A 17316-nucleotide genomic window follows, 5' to 3' on the forward strand; every position below is an offset into this window, starting at 1 on the left:
CGGGGCGGAAGAGCTCTGCCCCGGCGTTCAATGGAGTGGATCAGTTCCAGAGCGGAGAGTAGATCGCGCCACCCTGCGTCCAGAGCGCATTGGGTGTGCCCTTGCGGTCGAGGAACATCTTCGTGCTCGGACCAAGATTACGCTCATAGACCTCGCCATAGTTGCCGACGGCCTTGATCGCCTGCATGACGAAATCATCGGAAAGGCCGAAGTCCTTGCCGTAGCCGCCACCGACGCCGAGGAACTTCTGGACGAAGGGATCCTCGCTCTTCAGCTTCTCATCGAGATTGGCCTGGGTGATCTCGGATTCTTCGGCCTGGAACAGACCGTAGGTGACCCAGCGCAGCGCATTGCGCCACTTGGAATCGTTAGCCGCGACAAAACCTCCAAAAGGCGATTTGTCGAGCGTATCGGGGAGGATATGGAAGTCGGAGGGCTTCGGAGAATTGCCGGCCCAGGCGGCGAGCGCGGACTTGTCAGTGCTCATGGCGTTGCAGCGGCCGGAATTGAGGGCGGCAAAGAGTTTTTCGAGGTTTTCGTAGGTGAGAACCTTGGAACCTGTCCAGCCGCGCGCCTTGAAGGCGCTGGTGAGAACAGTTTCGGTTACGGAGCCCTGCGTCGTGCAGAAGGTCGCGCCGTCGAGATCGGCGAATTCGTGCACGCCGGAGTCCGTCTTCACCATGATGCCCGTGCCGTCGTAGAAGTTGACAGGCAGAAAGTCGATGGCGATCGAGGATTCGCGCGCCGGCTTGATGGTGGTGTGCGCGAAGACGACGTCGACCTGATTGGTGAGTACCGCGTCGAAGCGGCTCTTATCCGTAACGGTGACGAACTTGACCTTCGAGGCATCGCCGAGGACGGCAGCCGCGACAGCCCGGCAGAAATCGACGTCGAGACCTTCCATACGGCCCGTCGTGGTGTTGAGGTAACCGAACCCGGGCGCGGTGTTGTCCGTGCCGCAATTCAGCGTCCCGCGCTGTTTGACGGTGTCAAGGACGGAGGCAGATGCATGACCTGCGGTAAGGGCGAGACCGGCAAATACACCGGCCGTGACAAGCTTGTTCAGTTTCATTGCGTTCCCCTGTGAATATCGCGAGCGCCCTGCATGCTGATACAGGGCCCGGTTCTCATGCCGAGAGCTGATTTGGGCGATAGGGCAACAGCGGCTTTTGCCGTTCTGTCACTAATGTTCCCGCCATTGGCCTAAGCTCGCTTCCGATAGCCGTTGCGAACCCATATCAATCGACAGGGAAACGATAGGAACGCGGTATGTTCAGGTCTACTTAATTTTCCTGTAGCTACTATTTAGGAAATCTGTTGAATTGCTCATCTGCCATCAGGTAGTGACGGCTTCCGGTCAACCGTGTTTGCCGCCAGTTACGGTCGGGAAATGGTAGTGAGTTTCGATCCTGGCATTCACCTCTTCGATAAACGCTTGCACTGCCGGGCTGCGCTTCTCCCCCCTGCGGAAAGCCAGTGAAATCTTGCGTCGGATCTCCGGTTCGAGCCTGCAGACCCAAACATCCTCAAGGTCATAACTCGCCCGCAGGCCGGGCAGGATTGAGATTCCGTATCCCTCGCGGATGAGAGCGATTGTCACTTCAAAGCCCTTGCAGCGAGCGACGATATTTGGCGTGAAGCCGGCCTCCTGGCACGCGTCGGTAATCATGCGGTTATAGGTCGAGGAGGCAGTATCGAGTGCCCAGCGCTCATCGCGCAGTTGCTGCAACTTGACGGTCGGCTGTTCAGCCAGCGCGTGAGTTTGTGAGACCATGACGTTGAAGACGTCCTCCATCAGAGGGATCGTCTCGATGTTTGGATCGATGGCACCCGCAGGAACGTTGAGGTCGTCGATGATCGCGATATCCGTCTGCCAACTGCGCAGCGCCGCCAGGCTTTCTGCCGGTTCCATTTCGTCGAACTGGACCGTGAGGTGCGGATGAACCCGGTGTAGTTCGTGGATAGCACCCGCCACGACAGCCGCCGCTATCGACGGAAACGCCGCCACCCGCAGTTCGCCAGCAATGACCTTCTTCAGCTCCGCAATATCGGCCCGCGCCGATTCCAGCTCGATCAGAATCCGTTCTGCACGCTCGACAAGCTGCTTGCCGGCCGGCGTCAACTCCACGCCGCGACCGCGCCTTTCGATAAGACTGATGCCGACCTCTTGTTCGAGAAGCGCGATTTGCTGTGAGACCGCGGACGGCGAGACGTAAAGCGCGTCGGCAACCGCTGCCATGGTCTTGCGGATCGACAGTTCGCGCAGCGCGCGCAGGCGGGCAAGGTCCACTCTTTCCTCCTTGTTCGGGAAAGTGAATGATTAGCAAATCAGAACGTATGTGCAAATATTATTAACTTTTTCTGCATCGATGTCCTGACTAGCCTTTTCTCCAGGCATCATTCCGCGGAGACAGGTCATGACCCAACAACACGATACCCATTTCAATATACCCGTACACCAGCGTGATCCGCTCATCGCCCAGGCGCTCGACAATGAACGTGCCCGCCAGCAGAACCAGATCGAACTGATCGCTTCGGAAAACATCGTCAGCCGCGCGGTTCTCGACGCGCTCGGCCACGAGATGACGAACAAGACACTTGAAGGCTATCCGGGCAACCGTTTCCATGGCGGCGGCCAATTCGTCGACGTCGTCGAGCAGACGGCAATCGACCGGGCCAAAGAACTCTTCGGCTGCGCCTATGCCAATGTCCAGCCGCATTCCGGCACCCAGGCGAACCTCGCCGTCTTCTTCCTCCTGATGAAGCCGGGCGAAAAGGTCCTGTCGCTCGATCTCGCCGCTGGCGGTCATCTGTCGCATGGCATGAAGGGCAACCTCTCGGGCCGCTGGTTCGAGGCGCATAATTACAATGTAAATTCGCAGAACGAAGTCATCGACTATGACGAGATGGAGCGTATCGCGGAAGAGGTTCGCCCGAAGCTCCTGATTACCGGCGGCTCGGCCTATCCACGCGAACTGGACTTCGAGCGCATGGCGAAGATCGCCAGGAAGGTCGGCGCTTATTTCATGGTTGACATGGCGCATATCGCCGGGCTGGTCGCGGGCGGAGCGCACCCCTCGCCCTTCCCGCATGCGGATATCGTCACCTGCACGACCACGAAGACGCTTCGCGGCCCGCGCGGTGGCCTCATCCTCACCAATAATGAGGAATGGTTCAAGAAGCTGCAGGCCGCCGTCTTCCCGGGTGTGCAGGGCTCGCTGCACAGCAACGTGCTCGCGGCCAAAGCGATCTGCCTCGGCGAAGCGTTGCGCGATGATTTCAAGACCTATGCGCATCAGGTGAAGGCGAACGCCCGGGTGCTGGCCGAAACGCTGGCCGATCGCGGCATCCGCATCGTCTCGGGCGGCACCGATACGCATATCGTGCTGCTCGATCTGTCCAGCAAGGGACTTAACGGCAAGCAGGTCGAAGACGTGCTGGCGCGCGCCAACATCACGTCGAACAAGAACCCAATTCCCGGCGACAGCCCCCGCCCCGCCGAATGGGTCGGGATGCGTCTCGGCACATCAGCGGCAACGACACGTGGCCTGAAGGAGGAAGAGTTCAAGGTTCTCGGCAATGCCATTGCCGATCTCATCGAGGCGGAAGCGGCCGGCAAGGCCGACGACATCGTTCCGGCCGCAAAAGCGAAGGTCGCAGAACTAACGGCCTCCTTCCCGGTCTACGCACACTAGCCAGACCTTTCGTGCGGTGGATGAGTGACGCGTGACGCGGCGCTCATTCCGGCCGACGGTTGATCTTGGACGATAGGAAAGGAAACGTCATGGGAATGGACAGGATTGCCGCCGACAGGATCATCGATGGCAAGAAATTCGCTGGCGGCCTGCTGGACGACATCACGGCAAAGGTGGCGAGGCTAAAGGATGCGACCGGCGCTGTACCCGGCCTTGCCGTGGTGCTCGTCGGCGCTGATCCTGCCAGCGCGGTCTATGTCGGCTCGAAACACCGTCAGACGGTGGCGGCCGGGATGAACTCCTTCAAGTACGAACTTGCGGCCGAAACGACGCAAGATGAGCTGATGGCGCTAATCGGCCAGCTCAATGCCGATCCCGTCGTGCACGGCATCCTCGTGCAATTGCCCCTGCCCGCCCATCTTAACGCCAATGCCGTTATCCAGGGCATCAACCCCGACAAGGACGTGGACGGCTTCCACATCTCCAATGCCGGCCTGCTTTCCACGGGCCAGCCGGCGCTGGTGCCGTGCACGCCGCTCGGTTGCCTCATGCTGCTGAAGGACCGCATCGGCGGGGACCTGTCGGGCCTCCACGCCGTCGTCATCGGCAAGTCCAACATCGTCGGCAAGCCGATGGCGCAACTGTTGCTTTCGGAGAACTGCACGGTGACCATCGCCCATTCGCGCACCAGGAACACGCCGGAGCTTTGCCGCACGGCCGATATCCTCATTGTTGCCGCTGGCAGGCCGGGCCTCGTGCGCGGCGACTGGATCAAACCGGGAGCCGTGGTCATAGATGTTGGCATCAACCGTGTGGAAATCGATGGCAAGTCGCGCATCGTGGGCGATGTTGCCTTCGAGGAAGCCCGCCATGCCGGTGCCATCACACCGGTTCCGGGCGGCGTCGGACCCATGACCATCGCCTGCCTGCTTTCCAATACGCTCACGGCCTTCTGCCGCCAGCATTCCATTTCGATCGACTGATCGGCCCGAAAGGATCGCCAATGTCCGCTCTTTCCACCCGCTATGCCCTGCGTGTCGCCTGCCCCTCCATACGCGGCGTGACCGCCGCTATCGCGACCTATCTGTCCGCGAACGGCTGCAACATATCCGATAGCGCCCAGTTCGACGACAAAACCACGGGCCGTTACTTCATGCGTGTCAGCTTCCAGTCCGAGGACGGCCGCACACTGGAAGAATTGCGCGACGGCTTCGCCGAGATCGCCGCGGCCTATCAGGCGGAAGCCGAGTTTTTCGATGAGACGACCAAGCGCAAGGTCATCCTGATGGTCTCGCGTTTCGGCCACTGCCTCAACGACCTGCTCTACCGCTGGCGCATCGGCGCGCTGCCGATCGACATCGTCGGCGTCATCTCCAATCATTTCGATTATCAGAAGGTCGTCGTGAACCACGACATCCCTTTCCACCACATCAAGGTGACCAGGGAGAACAAACAGGACGCCGAAGCCGAGCAGATCCGCATCGTCGAGGAGAAAGGGGCGGAACTCATCGTCCTTGCACGCTATATGCAGGTTCTTTCCGACGACATGTGCCGGACGATGTCAGGGCGGATCATCAACATCCACCACTCCTTCCTGCCGTCGTTCAAGGGTGCGAACCCCTACAAACAGGCCTTTGAACGCGGGGTGAAGCTGATTGGCGCGACCTCGCACTATGTCACCGCCGACCTCGATGAGGGCCCGATCATCGAGCAGGACACCGTTCGCGTCACGCACGCCCAGAGCGCCGACGACTATGTCAGCCTCGGCCGGGACGTGGAGAGCCAGGTGCTTGCCCGCGCCATCCATGCGCATATCCACGGCCGCGTATTCATCAACGGCAACAAGACCATCGTCTTTCCACCGTCGCCGGGTTCGTTCGTATCCGAACGGATGGGTTGAACATCCATGTTGGATCGCGCCAGAATATCGAGCAAGCGATGCGGGGCACCCTCTTTTAGCAGGATCAGAAAATGGTAATCCAACTCCCCGACAATCCCGCCCGCGCAGACGTGCTTGCGGCCCGCCCAACGCTCTGGACGAACCCCCGATACGCGAAGAACGCGATCGAAGATGCATCGCTTCCCGTGCGACCGTCGGATGTGGACGAGGCGCAGGAGAACTGGCGGCGGCTGGCTCCTCTGCTTGAAGTCTGCTTTCCGGAGTTGAATGCCACCGGGGGTAAAATCTGTTCCGATCTTATCCCCCTTGAGGGCATGCGTGGTGCGCTGGGCTATGACGGCGCGGAGTTCGGCAACATCCTGATCAAAGCGGACAGCGCCCTTCCCGTCGCCGGCTCGATCAAGGCGCGCGGCGGTGTCTACGAGGTCTTCATTTTTGCCGAGCAACTGGCAAAGCGCGAAGGCCTGTTGAAAGAGGGACAAGACATTCGCCGTCTTGCGGAAGCAGACGCGAGAGCCTTGTTCTCCCGCCATACCATCGCAGTCGGGAGCACCGGAAATCTCGGGCTAAGCGTCGGCATTGCATCTCGCGCACTCGGTTTCAACGCAACGGTCCACATGTCTTCCGACGCAAAATCGTGGAAGGTGGACCGGCTGACGCGACTTGGTGTCGAGGTCGTGCAGCACGAGGCCGACTACACCACCGCGGTCGAAAACGCCCGCATTGCCGCCGAAAGCGACCCGAGTATCTATTTCGTCGACGACGAACAATCCAGGCATCTCTTCCTCGGCTACAGCGTCGCCGCTCTGGAGCTTGCCGATCAACTCAAGGCCCACGGCATCACCATCGATGCCGAACATCCGTTGTTCCTCTACCTGCCCTGCGGCATAGGCGGTGCGCCCGGTGGCGTTGCCTATGGCGCAAAGAAGGTCTTTGCGGACAACGTGCACTGCTTCTTCGTAGAACCGGTTCAATCTCCCTGCGCGCTGGTCCATCTCATGAGCGAAGCCGAGGACCTCGTTTCCGTCTATGACGTCGGCCTGACGAACAGAACGGAAGCCGACGGCATGGCGGTCGCCCGCATGTCCGGCTTCGTCGCCACCGTCATGCGCCATATGTTGGCCGGCGTGTTTACCACCGACGACCCCTCCCTGTTCCGCTGGCTTCTCAGCGCCCACGAAAATCAGGGGCTCCGCCTCGAGCCATCGGCGGCAGCGGGATTTGGAGGCCCTGACTTTATTCTGAGGCATCCACAGGGAAAGGCGTTCTGCGAGACATGGCAGATCAGCGATCATCTCGAACAGGCAACGCACATCATCTGGACGACCGGCGGCTCGTTTGTTCCTGAGGAGCAATATCAGGCTTTTCTCCGCATGGCTCGATCAATCAAATGAGCCGTAATAAGCTAGCACTATCGCAGCGATGGTGCTCAAACTCAACAAAGCGTTCAGCGTGTTCCCTATTTACCACGACAACCTAGCTGTGTTTTAATCTCGGCACGTCTTTTTAATTGGCAGGCGCTTTACGGCCCCTAGCATTGGCAAAGCGACCGCGCGCTTCGCCTGAAGGACGGAAGTCGCGAGGATCTTATTCTGATGTCGTTGCTACGCGAAGAGTGGAGTGCGCTCCATTGTTGACCGGCGGGTTGAGTATATCAGTGGCCGACTAATAATCTTTCCGTGCATCCCAGTGGGCATTCGCCGATCACCCGGATTCAGCAAGATGGGAGTGCTGCGGATGTGTGATTATGACTGGGATTCACGTCACCACCAAAGCGTGCACGCGGCCAAGCGACCCGCCGCCATACGACGGCAGATCGATTTTTCTGCGTTTGCTCTTGATTGGTCACCTTGAAGAAAACCGCTCAGGACGGAACGTCGCCAACATCGGATGTTCCGCTCCCGTTGCAATCTCATAGGCCAGCAGCTCGCCAGTGATAAGACCAAGCGTTGCGCCACTGTGGCTGAAGGCGACGTAATAGCCGGGAATGGCCCTGATGGCTCCAATCACCGGCTCGCCGTCGCCCGGGATCGGTTTCCCACCAACACCGATCGAAGCGACTTCGAGTTGCGGATTGCCTTCCATCACCTTGGCAGCCTCCACCAGAAGCTCGGCAACAATGCTGTCATCGATCTCATAGGTGCCGTCCGCACGCACTGTCACACCCTCATCAGCCGCCCAGTCGGCATCCACCGAGAAGGAGCCACCCGGCGCGGGGCGAACAGCGACGCGCGGTGTATTGAGGACAGCGCGCAGGGGATGGTCCAGCGGCTTGGTTTGCACGAGAAGCGCGATCGGTGTCCCGTCACCGATGGTCTGTCCGCTTTCCGCAGCCATCTTGGGCACGGCCGGGCCTGTCGCGAGCACGACAGCATCCGCCCGATGGAGGTGACCCTTTGCAGTTTCCGCACCAACAGCACGACCACCCTCAAGCATGACCCGCGCGGCACCCTGGTCCGTTACCAGAACGCCTCCGAGCGCGAAAAACTCCTCAAGAAGCACCCCGATCAGCGTCGGCAGATCGACCCAACCTTCGCCGGGATTGAAGATAGCACCCTGGGGAGTGATTGCGCTCACGTCGAGACCGGGCACGACGCCAGCGACTTCGGCTGCGGAAAGCCGCTGCGCGTCATAGGCAAGCGAAACCTCGTGGCGATAGGCCGCGTCGATCTCGTTGCGCTCGTCATCCGCATCCCAAGTCAGCCCACCATCGAAGCGAAGCCATTCCGCATCGGGGTTCTGCGCCGCGAGCGTACGATACCGGTCGATGCCAGCCATCCGCAACTGATGATAGGGTTCCGAGCGCATACGCGCCGAGTTCAACCAGGAGAGCGAGCGGCCGGAGGCACCGTTGGCGGGCGGGCCGTCATTGAGGATGGTGACCTGGATGCCGCGCCGCGCAAGCTGCACGCCAGTAGAAATGCCGAAGATACCGGCACCGATGATGACGGCCGAAGAGATGGTGTTGTCGGTCATGGGGTTGGCTTTCAATCAATTGTCATACGGATGGTGTGAAGCGGTCAGGGCTCTTCCCAGCGGCCGCTGGCGGCGGAGCGGAAAAGGGCGTCGATCGCCTTCATGTTCGCAATCGCGTCGCCAAGCCCCGTCTCGAGTGGCTTTCCGGAAAGAACCGCCTCGGCGAATGCATCGGCCTGTTCGCGATACTGGTCGACCGGCCCGATCATGATCTCCTCGCGTCCACCACCGGCCAGATCGCGGCCATCGTCGAAGTTGAGGACAGTCGGCTCATCGGCGGGTGCATTGAAAGGAATGGGAATTTCCAGACGCCCGCGCGTTCCAAGCAGCGTCACCTTCTGCGTGAGGGACAGTTGCGTGGAACAGGTGAAGGCAAGCTGCTTTCCCTCCGGAAACGCTAACAGCCCGCTCGTCAGCCGGTCCGTGCCGAAGACGGGATCACGCTCCATGAGCGCGATTGCCCGCAGCGGTTCCGCGTCGAACAGGAAACGCGCCGTGTTGATGGCATAACAACCGACATCGAACAGACCGCCTCCGCCAATATCGGCCTGGTTGCGCACATTCCCGGGGTCGTCGAGATAATAGGAAAAGATCGTCTGGATCGCCCTGACCTCACCAAGGCGCCCCTCGGCGATCAATGCACGTGCTTTCTTCCATTGCGGATGGTGGCGAACCATGAAGGCTTCGGCGACCGGCAGGCCCGCCGCCTTTTGTGCAGCCGCCAGTTCCCTCGCCTGCACGGCATCAAGGGCGATCGGCTTCTCGCAGAGCACGGGTTTGCCCTGCTCCAGCGCCTTGATCGTCATGGGCACATGCAGATGATTGGGCAAAGGATTGTAGATTGCATCTATTTCCGGATCGGCAAGCAGATCCTCGTAGCTGCCATAGAATTTGGCGATGCCGAAGCGGGCCGCCATCTCTTTTGCCTTGGCGGCATCACGCGAGGCAATTGCCGCAACGCGCCCCAGACGACTGGACTGGATGGCGGGAATGACCGCCTTGGCGGCAATGCCAGCGCAACCGAGTACGCCCCATCGTATCGTTCGTGTCATCTTTTTCTCCTCCCGACGCTCAGAGCACTTCCGCAAGGAAGCGCTGGAGGCGCGGGCTTTGCGGGTTGTCGAATATCGCCTCTGGCGTGCCGGCTTCCACCACGCGCCCCTCGTCCATGAAGACGACCTGATCGGCGACCCGGCGGGCAAATCCCATTTCATGCGTCACGACGACCATGGTCATGCCGCGCGTGCCGAGTTCGGCCATCAGGTTGAGCACGCCCTTGACCAATTCCGGATCGAGCGCACTCGTCACTTCATCGAAAAGGATAACTTCCGGCTCCATGGCAAGCGCACGGGCAATGGCGACGCGCTGCTGCTGCCCACCGGAAAGACCGCCCGGACGGTGATGCTGACGGCTCGCAAGACCAACGTCGGCAAGTCTTGCCTTGGCGATGCGCTCGGCCTCGGCTGCCGGCAGGCCCTTGATCTTCGTCAGCGACAGCATGACGTTTTCCAGCGCCGTGTGATCCGGAAAGAGATTGAAATGCTGGAAGACCATACCGACCCGGCGGCGCAGCGTTTCCGGTTTCATGGCCAGAATGCTTTCACCATCGATGAGAATATCACCGCTCTTCGGCTCGACCAGGCGGTTAAGTCCGCGCAACAGGGTGGATTTGCCTGAACCGGACGGGCCGATGATGCAGGTCACACTGCCCGGCTTTACCGAAAGGTCGACACCCTTCAGCACATCGAGATCGCCATACGCCATGCCGAGACGGCGCACATCGAGGCTGCCACCCTTGAAGGCGACACCGGACGCGCGGGCTGCACCGTCGAGTTCACTGACCTCTTCCAACCCACTGGTGATGACGGAGGGACGCTGCTTGCCGATCCGCAGGCGATTGTCGATCGCGTTGACGACATGGGTGAGCGGTACGGTGACGATGAGATAAAATACGCCCGCAAGCAGCAGCGGTGAAAGATTGCCCGTCACCACCGCCTGATCCTGTCCCACGCGGAAAATCTCGCGCTCGGAGGCCAGAAGCCCGAGGAAATAGACGAGGCTCGAATCCTTGACGTTGCCGATGAACTGGTTGACGAGGGCTGGCAGCACGCGGCGCACGCCCTGCGGTACAACGATAAGGCGCATGCCCTGACCGTAGCTCATCGAGAGTGCCCGGCAGGCCTCCATCTGGCCGCGGTCGACACTCTGAATACCGGACCGGAAAATTTCACCGATATAGGCGCCGGCGATCAGACTGAGCGCCAGAATACCGAGCGGATAAGGCGACGGACCGAAGAGCTCGCGGCCGATGCGGGCAAAGCCCTGGCCGATCAGGAGGATTGTGACGATGGCCGGCAGGCCGCGGAAAATATCGGTATAAAGACGCGCGGGAATGCGCAGCCATGGCGAGCGGGAAATACCCATGATGGCGAGCATCATGCCGATGGCGACGCCAAGCACCGTCGAGGTCGCAGCCAGGATCAGCGTATTCTTCAGGCCAACCGTGATCATGGTCGGCAGCACTTCGGCCATGGCGTTCCAGTCTAGGAAGCTGCGGCGCAGGTTTTCAAGCCAGTTCATCAGTATATCCCTTGAAAGAAACGCCGGCCCGACCGGTGAAGGCCGGACCGGAGGGCGGCATCACTGCTTGGGAAGATATGCCGCCGGCATCGGTGTGCCGGGGAACCATTTTTCATGAAGCTTCTTCCAGGTGCCGTCCTGCATGGCCTCTTTCAGGCCCTTGTCGAGTGCCTCGCGCAATGCATCGTTCCCCTTGCGGATGACGAAGCCGGCAGGCGCATCGAAGCTTGGAATGTTGACCGCAATCTTCAGCGCCGGATAGCGGGCGGAGTAGTCCTTTGCCGCCTCGAAATCGAGGAAATGGGCGTCGACCGTGCCGTTGTTGAGCGCAGAAACGGCTGAGTTGTTGTCCGGGAACTTGACGAGATCGCTGCCAGCAAAGTTATTCTCTGCATAGATTTCCTGCAGCGTGCCCTGCACGACGCCGAGACGCTTGCCCTTGAGGCCTGCCGCATCGGTGATGCCAGGCTCCGAAGTCAGCACGCTGAGGAAACCTGCAAGATAACCATCGGAGAAATCAACGGTCTCCTTGCGCTTGGCCGTCGTGCCAATTGCGGCGGCCGCAACATCGAAGCGGCCGTTGGCGACCGACGGCATCAGCGCCGAGAATTCCTGACCGGTGAAGACAACCTGCTCCTTCTTGAAGCCGAGGCGTCCGGCAACGTTGAGGAAAAGCTCGATGTCGAAACCGGTAAAGTTACCGTCGGCAGTGGTAAAGGCATAGGGCTTGGCGTCACCCATCGTTCCGACACTGATGGTGGTGGGATCAATGAGGCCAAGTGGATTGTCGGCAAGCGCCGGGGTCGTTGCGCCTGCGAGGACACCGAGCGTGACCGCGATGGCGGTGGCGCGGATTTTGGTAAAGGGGGAAGTGAAGGCTTCGGTAAATCGCATTGGTTTCGTCTCCTCTGGTGTCGCTGTCTGCGATGTATTCAAGGCGCACAGGTCCCATCCGGAAAGCGACACGACGTCGCCTGCCCGGCCCATGCAGTTCGCATGTCGGAAGTCTTTTTCTGTCATTGAGACCGGTCTCAATAATAAAGAGACCGGTCTCTTTGATTATTGGCAATTGTTATCTTCGCATTTGCCACTCGTCAAGTTCTCTTGTAAGGCTACCGTTTATGGATAAAAGCCTCTCTAAATCTCCTTCCGTCACCGTGGCTGACGTCGCGCGCAGGGCCGGCGTCTCGAAGGCAACGGCTGCACGCGTGCTTGGCGGCTACGGAACTGTCAGCGACAGGGTGCGCGAGGCTGTCACAGCTGCCGCAGGTTCCCTTGATTATCGCCCCAATGAGCTTGCCCGCAGCATGACCACGGGCCGCTCCGGCACAATCGGCGTCGTAGTGGGGGATATCGAAAACCCCTTCTTCAGCCTCGCGGTACGCGGCATCACGGATATCGCCCGGCAGGCGGGCTTTACCGTCATTCTTATCAATTCGGGCGAGGACGCGACGGCGGAGAAGGCCGCGATCCGCACATTGCTTGCCAAACGCGTCGATGGCCTGATTGTTTCCCCTGCCAAGGAGAATGATGTCGATCACCTCAGGGAGGCCATCCGTTCAGGCTTGCCACTCGCATTGCTCGACCGTTGCGGCGAGGCGTTGGACGTAGATACTGTCATCGCCGACGACCAGAACGCTGCGGAGAATATTACCCGCCAGCTGATCACACTTGGCCACCGCCGCATCGCCTATCTTACCGCCTGTGACACCTCAAACCATATTTTTCGCAGTCTGGCGGACATCGATACCGGCTCGGTGCGACGGCGCATCGAAGGTTTTTTCCACGCCGGTCAAGAGGCGGGTTTGCCGGAAATGAGCGATTGGGTGCGCGTTGGCGCGACAACACCAGAGGCTACGCATCGCATCGTAACCGAAATGCTCCAATCGGAGCAGCGTCCAACGGCAATCATCGCGTCGGACAGCGTTATCGGGCTCGAAGTGTTCAAAACGTGCCGGGTGATCGGACTTTCTATTCCGGATGATCTGTCGCTTGTTTCGTTTCACGATGCGGACTGGACCAGCGTGACGTCCCCGCCCGTGACTGTCATTCGCCAGCCAGTGTATCAACTCGGCGAAGCGGCGGCGAAACTGCTTATGGAACGACTGAATGGCAACAGGAAAACAGCCCGCAATGTGGTCTTGCAAACGCAGATTGTTGAACGCGCATCCGTTGCAAGGACACAATAGTTGCTATCCTCCTTTAAGCCTTGGCCTTGAAAAGATGTGAACCCACAACGATTCAAGCAGAAACCGTCCCTGGTGAACCAAGGGACGGTCGTGATCCAACTGATATCGGGCCATTTTTCTCTTACGGAGACAGTTCTTCGAGAACCTTGCCTTTGGTCTCCACCGCAAACAGCATTGTCACTACAGCACCAACGACCAGAATGGCGGCAAACGTCGCGAACACATACTGGATGCCCATAGAGGACATTACGAAGCCTACAAGCATGGGACCGGCGGAGGAGCCGAGACGCAGCCAGGCGCTGCCCGTTCCTGTGCCGATAGCCCGCAAGCGCGTCGGATAGATTTCAGCGGAGTAGAGGTATAGCGAGAAGGTCACCGTCTGGACGATGGCGTAGGCAAGACCAGCCAGGATCAGGACTTGCATCGGTGATGTTGCGCCAAGCCACGCGAGAATGACGAGAGGTACCGGAGCAAGAAGCAGCGCGCCCGTATACCACCGCTTGCGGCCCACTCGATCAATCAGCAATGCGCAGATGACGGCGGCCACAACGCCGGCCGCAGACGTCATGAAACCATACAGAATGCTGGTTTCAAGCGGCAGATTGAAAGTCTGTCGATAGAGCGTCGGCAGCCACGTGATTGTTCCGTTCGCCACCATGTAGGCGCAGAACCACATCGCCCATATTGATAGTGTGCGCTTCAAATAGATCCCCTCGAACAGTTCCTTCCAGTCGGAGCTGCGCTTGACGGGTGTCGCGACGATCCGTGGCTCGGGAAGCTCTTTTCCCGAGGTTCGAGCGCTTTCTTCCATACGTGTCACGATGGCGTTGGCCTCGTCATACCGGCCAGTTGCTGCCAGCCAGCGCGGAGATTCTTTCAGAAACCAGCGCAGCGGGATCATCAGGATCGCTGGCACAAGACCGACGACGAACATTGCTTTCCAGCCGTAGAGCGGAACCATGAAGTAGCCGATCAGACCGGCGCCAACGAGACCGAGCAGGAACATGACTTCATAGAGCAAGAAAAAGCGACCGCGGCCTTTCGAGCCGATCAACTCGTTGATGTAGGCACTGGCGACAGGCACTTCCCCGCCGGTGCCTATTCCCTGCACGAAGCGGAACGCCATCATCGTACCCGCACCCACGGCAAAGAGGCAGGCAACATCCATGCTGACGAACAGGAGAATGGTGAACAACAGGACTTTGAGCCGACCGATCTTTTCCGCGAGCCAGCCAAACAGAATGGCGCCGATGAGTTGCCCGAGATATCCCATCGACAGGATCATGCCCGTTTGAGATGGGGTGAGCCCCCACTCGCGGACGAGAACGGGCATCGCGTAGGCTATGGCGATCACCGTATAACCGTCGAAGAACGTCGCTGCTCCAACGATGTTACGGGCCCAAAAGACTTCTCTTGTGATGGGAAGTCGCTCCAGTCGGGCGCTGATGTCGGCTTGCGGATCGGCGACAGCCGTCGCATCAGCCATCTGTGGTTGCATGATATTCATGATCTCCTCCTCGACCCGTCGCCTTTCTCTCTCCCGGCTACGGATACGCTCCCTGCGTTGTGTTGCTACGATGTTTCGGCGTTCCTGTCAGAGATAAACTTGTTCAGGACGGCCCCTTTGGCTTGCCGCCCCGAGCGCTGGCACGGGGCGGCGAAAAGATCATTCAGCGGCTAGCAACTGCTCGACGCGGCCAATGCCGGCTGCCTCGAAGGCAGCAAAGATTTCCTGCTCCGGCTTTTCGCCGAGGTTCTTCAAAGGCTCGCGAATCGTCGCATGATCGAGAACCCCACGGTGCACGAGGCCGAGTTTCAGCGCGACAGTGCCTTCCATATGCGAGCCACGGTGATAGACCGCACGGGTCACCGGCAGCAATCGTTCGAAAATCTTGCGCGCTTGCGGATAGTCCTGCGCCTTGCCCGCCTTGATCAGGTCGATCAGAAGCTCGGGCGCGATGTTGCCATAGCCGACGAGCAGGCCGTCAACATCGAACATCGTTGGCAGAAGCCATTCGTCGTGGCAGCTGAGGACCTGCAGGTTCGGGTTGGCCTTCTTCAGTTCGGGGATTTCGACATACCAGCGCTTCATATTGCGCACGCCGTTTTTCGTCGCAACGACACCGGGCTGGGTGGCGATTGCCAGTTGCGTGTCGAGGTCATAGGACGCCTTGGTTACATCGGGATACTGGAACAGGATTTCCTGAAGGCCCGATTCTTCCCAGATCGCCTTGTAGCGATCCTGCGGAGCACCCTTCTGGAAACCGAAGCGAAGCCAGCCGTGGTTAGGATAAACGAGCGCGCCGGTGGCACCGGCAGCCTTGCACTTCTTCGCTTCTGCCGCGGCCACCCGCGTACCTTCCCCGGTAATACCGGCGATGATGGGCAGCGAACTGCCAACAGCGTCAACATAAACGCGGATAAGTTCAAGGCGCTCGTCTTCAGTCAGGAACGTGCCCTCGCCGGCATGGCCGAGAATGACGAGGCTCTTTACACCATCCATCGAGGCAAGCCACTTGGCGATTTTTGCATTGGCTGCGTAGTCGACCTCACCATCACGCGTGAAAGCGGTAACGGGTGCCGGGCTGAGGCCGCGAAGATCCATGGGTTGCATCTGATTTCTCCTCCTTGTCAGCTGCTGTCCTTAATCGATCAGCAGACGGGATCGTTAACGGGAACGTTCCCGTTATCGATCTGATTTATTCTGGAGTCAACGGCATTTTTCGTGCAATGTATTTTGCATACGCCCGAAGAAAGAATCGGAATGGAAAAAAGACAATGGAATCAAAAGAGCGTCCGCGACAATCGCGCGTAACTGTGCACAGTGTTGCCGCGGCAGCCGGCGTGTCGAAGTCAACTGTCTCGCGCATCCTCGATGAGCGACTGCCCCGATCCGATAGCGAAACAGCCGAACGTGTGCGCAAGATCGCAGCGGAACTCGGTTATGTGAAGGATGTTTCGGCTGCCAGCTTGCGGCGCGGTAGCACAATGACGATCGGCGTCATCGTTCCGCGGTTAACGGATACCGTCATGGCGATGCTGTATGAGGCAATTGTCAGAGCCTGCGCCCGGACCGGACGGTTTGCCATCGTTGCGACGACCGAGGATAAACCACAGGCGGATCGCCTGGCGGCGGAATCGCTTCTCAATCGAGGTGTCGATGGATTGATATTATCCACTGCGCGTGATGACGATAGTTTCCCCGGCGAACTGAGAGAACGGGGTGTCCCCTATGTGTTGGCGCTGAGAACGGATCATCACAGCCTGTCTGCCGTGGGCGATGATCGGCTCGGTGGCTATCTCGCGACGCGTCATTTGCTGGATCTGGGACATGAGCGGATAGGCTTGATTGCGGGTCCAGGCTATGCATCCAGCGCGACCGGACGCGTCGACGGATACAAGCAGGCCCTTGAAGAGGCGTCAATTGAAATTGATCCTGACCTCATCATCCCGTCGACATTCAGTATCCAGTCCGGAGGAGAAGCAGTCGCGAAGCTCATGGCACTTGGCAATCGACCGAGTGCTATTTTTGCCGTCAACGACAATACGGCGATCGGTGCGCTCTCGGCATTGAACAAGATGGGGTTCTCTGTGCCTGATGATGTCTCCCTCGTCGGCTACAACGATATCCCGATCGTCAGCCATCTCTCGACACCACTCACAACACTACGCGTTCCCTTTGATCAGATCGCGGCCAACGCGCTCGACTTGCTCACGCATACAACTGCCGTCCGCGAAAACCAAATTCTCGTGTCAGCCCCAACTTTGATCCCGCGCAAATCGACAGCAAGGCTTCACATTTAGCTCTGGCAGACACGTTTTGCCTGGAAGGTCGAAAGGTTTGGCGACCGCTGAAGCAGGTCAGGGGAGCTGAGCAATAATGATCGAGACAGAAACCGCTTGGCTTGCTGTGATTTCGACAGGTGCAGAGGCGACATGACGCCACCGCCAGCGCAATATCTTCTGCGCGGCGCAG

At 59.4% G+C, this 17316-nt stretch carries 14 protein-coding genes; 6 read left to right on the forward strand and 8 right to left on the reverse strand.

What is annotated here, in order from left to right; all coding sequences use genetic code 11:
• Positions 1–40: 40 nt before the first annotated feature.
• Entirely contained in the window at positions 41–1072 is a 1032-nt protein-coding gene (locus tag O8B93_RS19950) for a transporter substrate-binding domain-containing protein (protein ID WP_269711639.1), read from the reverse strand.
• A gap of 285 nt (positions 1073–1357) precedes the next feature.
• A complete protein-coding gene (locus O8B93_RS19955) occupies positions 1358–2290 on the reverse strand; it encodes a LysR family transcriptional regulator (RefSeq protein ID WP_269711640.1) in 933 nt (310 codons plus the stop codon).
• 127 nt (positions 2291–2417) lie between these two features.
• Here O8B93_RS19955 and O8B93_RS19960 point away from each other — a divergent pair, with 127 nt between their 5' ends.
• From O8B93_RS19960 to O8B93_RS19975, 4 genes are all read left to right on the forward strand, one after another.
• On the forward strand, positions 2418–3695 hold the full coding sequence (locus tag O8B93_RS19960; RefSeq protein WP_269711641.1) for a serine hydroxymethyltransferase: 1278 nt from the start codon (positions 2418–2420) through the stop codon (positions 3693–3695).
• 89 nt (positions 3696–3784) lie between these two features.
• Entirely contained in the window at positions 3785–4678 is an 894-nt protein-coding gene (gene folD / locus O8B93_RS19965; protein ID WP_269711642.1) for a bifunctional methylenetetrahydrofolate dehydrogenase/methenyltetrahydrofolate cyclohydrolase FolD, read from the forward strand.
• Positions 4679–4698: 20 nt separating this feature from the next.
• The gene (gene purU, locus O8B93_RS19970) at positions 4699–5595 is read left to right on the forward strand and encodes a formyltetrahydrofolate deformylase (RefSeq protein ID WP_269711643.1); all 897 of its coding nucleotides are present in this window, start codon (positions 4699–4701) and stop codon (positions 5593–5595) included.
• A gap of 71 nt (positions 5596–5666) precedes the next feature.
• Entirely contained in the window at positions 5667–6989 is a 1323-nt protein-coding gene (locus O8B93_RS19975; protein WP_269711644.1) for a D-serine ammonia-lyase, read from the forward strand.
• Between the two features lie 451 nt (positions 6990–7440).
• Here the strand turns inward: O8B93_RS19975 and O8B93_RS19980 are convergent, their stop codons facing one another.
• The 4 genes from O8B93_RS19980 to O8B93_RS19995 are packed head-to-tail and all read right to left on the reverse strand — an operon-like array spanning position 7441 to position 12045.
• Positions 7441–8571: an NAD(P)/FAD-dependent oxidoreductase gene (locus tag O8B93_RS19980; RefSeq protein ID WP_269711645.1), complete on the reverse strand. Its 1131-nt coding sequence runs from the start codon at positions 8569–8571 to the stop codon at positions 7441–7443.
• Positions 8572–8615: 44 nt separating this feature from the next.
• On the reverse strand, positions 8616–9623 hold the full coding sequence (locus O8B93_RS19985) for a Gfo/Idh/MocA family protein (protein ID WP_269711646.1): 1008 nt from the start codon (positions 9621–9623) through the stop codon (positions 8616–8618).
• 19 nt (positions 9624–9642) lie between these two features.
• Positions 9643–11151, reverse strand: coding sequence for an amino acid ABC transporter permease/ATP-binding protein (locus O8B93_RS19990; protein WP_174033827.1), 1509 nt, complete (start codon positions 11149–11151; stop codon positions 9643–9645).
• A gap of 60 nt (positions 11152–11211) precedes the next feature.
• Positions 11212–12045, reverse strand: coding sequence for an ABC transporter substrate-binding protein (locus tag O8B93_RS19995; RefSeq protein WP_269711647.1), 834 nt, complete (start codon positions 12043–12045; stop codon positions 11212–11214).
• 227 nt (positions 12046–12272) lie between these two features.
• On the opposite strand from O8B93_RS19995, the gene O8B93_RS20000 reads away from it, so the two are divergent.
• Positions 12273–13340, forward strand: coding sequence for a LacI family DNA-binding transcriptional regulator (locus O8B93_RS20000; protein ID WP_269711648.1), 1068 nt, complete (start codon positions 12273–12275; stop codon positions 13338–13340).
• Positions 13341–13461: 121 nt separating this feature from the next.
• Here the strand turns inward: O8B93_RS20000 and O8B93_RS20005 are convergent, their stop codons facing one another.
• Together O8B93_RS20005 and O8B93_RS20010 are read right to left on the reverse strand one after the other, a co-directional pair.
• Positions 13462–14847, reverse strand: a complete 1386-nt coding sequence (locus O8B93_RS20005; RefSeq protein ID WP_269711649.1) for an MFS transporter — start codon at positions 14845–14847, stop codon at positions 13462–13464.
• 159 nt (positions 14848–15006) lie between these two features.
• Positions 15007–15954 carry a dihydrodipicolinate synthase family protein gene (locus tag O8B93_RS20010; protein ID WP_269711650.1) on the reverse strand — a complete coding sequence of 316 codons (948 nt, stop codon included), beginning with the start codon at positions 15952–15954 and terminating at the stop codon, positions 15007–15009.
• Positions 15955–16118: 164 nt separating this feature from the next.
• Between O8B93_RS20010 and O8B93_RS20015 the strand changes: the two genes are divergently transcribed.
• Positions 16119–17144, forward strand: a complete 1026-nt coding sequence (locus O8B93_RS20015; RefSeq protein ID WP_269711651.1) for a LacI family DNA-binding transcriptional regulator — start codon at positions 16119–16121, stop codon at positions 17142–17144.
• Positions 17145–17316 lie beyond the last annotated feature (172 nt).

This window comes from Martinezella rhizogenes (assembly GCF_027460065.1).
Taxonomy (GTDB): Bacteria; Pseudomonadota; Alphaproteobacteria; order Rhizobiales; family Rhizobiaceae; genus Agrobacterium; species Agrobacterium rhizogenes_C.